General features: G+C 49.0%; 4 protein-coding genes and 1 other RNA gene. 4 read left to right on the forward strand and 1 reads right to left on the reverse strand.

All coding sequences use genetic code 11. From position 1 onward, the window contains the following. From xapA to xapR, 4 genes are all read left to right on the forward strand, one after another. The coding region (gene xapA / locus RTW80_RS23245) for a xanthosine phosphorylase (protein ID WP_312720410.1) at positions 1–792 on the forward strand (792 nt) is incomplete at its 5' end. 59 nt (positions 793–851) lie between these two features. Beyond that, positions 852–2108 carry a xanthosine/proton symporter XapB gene (gene xapB, locus RTW80_RS23250; RefSeq protein ID WP_312720412.1) on the forward strand — a complete coding sequence of 419 codons (1257 nt, stop codon included), beginning with the start codon at positions 852–854 and terminating at the stop codon, positions 2106–2108. 52 nt (positions 2109–2160) lie between these two features. After that, positions 2161–2319 carry a DUF1427 family protein gene (locus tag RTW80_RS23255; protein WP_000651752.1) on the forward strand — a complete coding sequence of 53 codons (159 nt, stop codon included), beginning with the start codon at positions 2161–2163 and terminating at the stop codon, positions 2317–2319. Positions 2320–2359: 40 nt separating this feature from the next. After that, entirely contained in the window at positions 2360–3244 is an 885-nt protein-coding gene (gene xapR / locus RTW80_RS23260) for a DNA-binding transcriptional regulator XapR (protein ID WP_312720415.1), read from the forward strand. A 108-nt stretch (positions 3245–3352) separates the two neighbouring features. Here the strand turns inward: xapR and RTW80_RS23265 are convergent. Continuing rightward, positions 3353–3478: non-coding RNA, RtT sRNA (locus tag RTW80_RS23265), on the reverse strand. Positions 3479–3508: the final 30 nt, after the last annotated feature.

Below are 3508 nucleotides of genomic sequence, written 5' to 3' on the forward strand. Positions count from 1 at the left end.
GATATTATCAAGACTTATAAACCTGATTTCACGCCACGAGTGGCCTTTATTTTAGGTTCCGGGCTCGGCGCGCTGGCCGATCAGATTGAGAACGCTGTCGCAATTTCCTACGAAAAGCTGCCGGGCTTCCCGGTAAGTACGGTACATGGTCATGCGGGGGAGTTAGTGCTGGGCCATCTCCAGGGCGTACCGGTGGTATGTATGAAAGGTCGCGGACATTTCTACGAAGGTCGTGGAATGACCATTATGACTGACGCAATTCGTACCTTTAAGCTGCTGGGCTGCGAGCTACTGTTCTGCACCAATGCGGCAGGCTCGCTGCGTCCGGAAGTGGGGGCAGGCAGCCTGGTCGCATTGAAAGATCATATCAACACCATGCCCGGTACGCCGATGGTGGGTCTTAACGATGATCGTTTTGGAGAGCGCTTCTTCTCACTGGCAAATGCCTACGATGCGGAATACCGCGCACTGTTACAAAAAGTGGCGAAAGAAGAGGGTTTCCCTCTGACGGAGGGCGTGTTCGTCTCGTATCCGGGGCCGAATTTCGAGACTGCGGCGGAAATTCGCATGATGCAAATTATTGGTGGGGATGTTGTTGGTATGTCTGTGGTGCCTGAGGTTATTTCAGCTCGCCATTGCGACCTTAAAGTCGTTGCGGTCTCTGCGATTACCAATATGGCGGAAGGTTTAAGCGATGTGAAATTGTCACATGCGCAAACGCTGGCGGCTGCGGAGCTCTCTAAGCAGAACTTCATCAACCTTATTTGTGGCTTTCTGCGCAAAATTGCCTGAGAAAAACAATAAGAAACGGCCTCGCGGGTGAGGCCAAATGATGCGACAAGGAAACGATTATGAGCATCGCGATGCGCTTAAAGGTAATGTCCTTTTTGCAATATTTTATCTGGGGGAGCTGGCTGGTTACCCTCGGCTCTTACATGATTAATACTCTTCATTTCACCGGCGCTAATGTTGGCATGGTTTACAGTTCCAAAGGGATCGCCGCGATTATTATGCCTGGTATAATGGGGATCATCGCAGACAAATGGCTGCGCGCAGAACGTGCATACATGCTGTGTCACCTGGTGTGTGCGGGCGTACTTTTTTATGCGGCATCCGTAACTGATCCGGATATGATGTTTTGGGTGATGTTAGTCAATGCGATGGCGTTTATGCCGACTATTGCGTTATCGAACAGCGTCTCTTATTCCTGTCTTGCCCAGGCAGGGCTTGACCCGGTGACCGCTTTCCCGCCCATTCGCGTTTTTGGTACGGTGGGGTTCATTGTCGCGATGTGGGCAGTAAGCCTGCTGCATCTGGAATTGAGTAGTCTGCAGCTGTATATCGCGTCCGGTGCGTCATTGCTGCTGTCGGCTTATGCGCTGACTTTGCCGAAGATTCCGGTTGCGGAGAAAAAAGCGACCACATCGCTTGCCAGCAAGCTGGGTCTGGATGCCTTCGTGCTGTTTAAAAATCCACGCATGGCCATCTTTTTCCTCTTTGCCATGATGCTGGGTGCGGTACTGCAAATTACCAACGTTTTTGGTAATCCGTTCCTACATGATTTCGCCCGTAACCCGGAGTTTGCTGACAGTTTTGTGGTGAAATATCCCTCCATTTTACTGTCAGTTTCACAGATGGCAGAAGTGGGCTTTATACTGACTATCCCATTCTTTTTAAAGCGATTTGGCATTAAAACCGTCATGCTGATGAGTATGGTGGCCTGGACGCTGCGCTTTGGCTTCTTCGCCTATGGCGATCCGTCAACAACCGGATTTATTTTGCTGCTGCTGTCGATGATTGTTTATGGCTGTGCATTCGATTTCTTCAATATTTCTGGTTCGGTATTTGTCGAACAGGAAGTTGATTCCAGCATTCGTGCCAGCGAGCAGGGGCTCTTTATGACCATGGTAAATGGTGTCGGCGCATGGGTTGGCTCGATTCTGAGTGGCATGGCAGTAGATTACTTTTCGGTGGATGGCGTAAAAGACTGGCAAACTATCTGGCTGGTGTTTGCAGGATATGCTCTTTTTCTCGCAGTGATATTTTTCTTTGGGTTTAAATATAATCATGACCCTGAAAAGATAAAGCATCGAGCGGTGACTCATTAAAAGGATTCGCGGCTCTGCTCTTCAGAGCTGCTTTTATGATAAAGGTTAATTAGTGAAAGATATTTTATTTTCTTCCGGCGTTGGTTTTGGTATTGGTGCTTTGTTTACAATCGTGCGCTTGCCTATTCCTGTACCAAATGTATTACCGGGTATATTATCCATTGTGTTTATGTATGTCGGATATCTGGTGGTGAAATACTTTATGCCATGATAATTTAATAAGATGTATTTATTATATGGAGCACTTAATTATGGAACGCGTATACAGAACAGATCTTAAGTTGCTCCGTTATTTTCTTGCCGTAGCGGAAGAGTTGCATTTTGGCCGCGCAGCAGCGCGTTTAAATATGTCTCAGCCTCCGCTCAGCATTCATATTAAAGAGCTGGAAAATCAACTCGGCACGCAGCTTTTTATTCGCCATTCGCGCAGCGTCGTACTGACACACGCGGGCAAAATCTTGATGGAAGAATCGCGTCGATTGCTGGTGAATGCTAATAATGTATTGGCTCGGATTGAACAAATAGGTCGGGGAGAAGCAGGGCGGATTGAACTCGGCGTAGTGGGAACGGCAATGTGGGGACGGATGCGCCCGGTTATGCGGCGATTCCTCAGGGAAAATCCTAACGTTGACGTTCTTTTTCGCGAAAAGATGCCCGCGATGCAAATGGCCTTGCTGGAACGCCGCGAACTTGATGCCGGGATCTGGCGAATGGCGACAGAACCACCGACTGGTTTTACCAGCTTACGGTTGCATGAATCGGCGTTTCTGGTGGCGATGCCTGAAGAGCATCATCTCTCATCATTTTCCACCGTCCCGCTGGAGGCGCTACGTGACGAGTATTTTGTTACAATGCCGCCCGTTTACACTGACTGGGATTTTTTGCAGCGAGTTTGCCAGAAGGTGGGATTTTCACCGGTTGTTATTCGCGAAGTTAAAGAACCGCAAACGGTACTCGCTATGGTCAGTATGGGCATTGGTATCACATTGATAGCGGACAGCTACGCACAAATGAACTGGCCAGGTGTCATTTTCCGTCCGCTCAAACAGCGCATCCCTGCAGATTTATATATTGTTTATGAAACACAGCAGGTGACGCCCGCGATGGTTAAGCTGTTGGCTGCATTGACACAGTAGGTGAGGAGACAGGAATTGCCGGAAATAGTAGTCTGCTAAGTGAAGCGCATCAGGCAATTTCGCAAATCGCAGATAGCAAAAAAGCGCCTTTAGGGCGCTTTTTTACATTGGTGGGTCGTGCAGGATGACTCGCTTCGCTCGCCCTTCGGGCCGTCGCCGCGAGCGGCTCCGTTGTTTCGCTGCGCTCAACTCAAACCTGCTGCAGGTTCGAATCTTTGAGTATCGCAGATAGCAAAAAAGCGCCTTTAGGGCGCTTTTTTACAT

The sequence above is a fragment of the Escherichia sp. AM3 genome, from assembly GCF_032029835.1.
Lineage (GTDB): Bacteria > Pseudomonadota > Gammaproteobacteria > Enterobacterales > Enterobacteriaceae > Escherichia > Escherichia coli.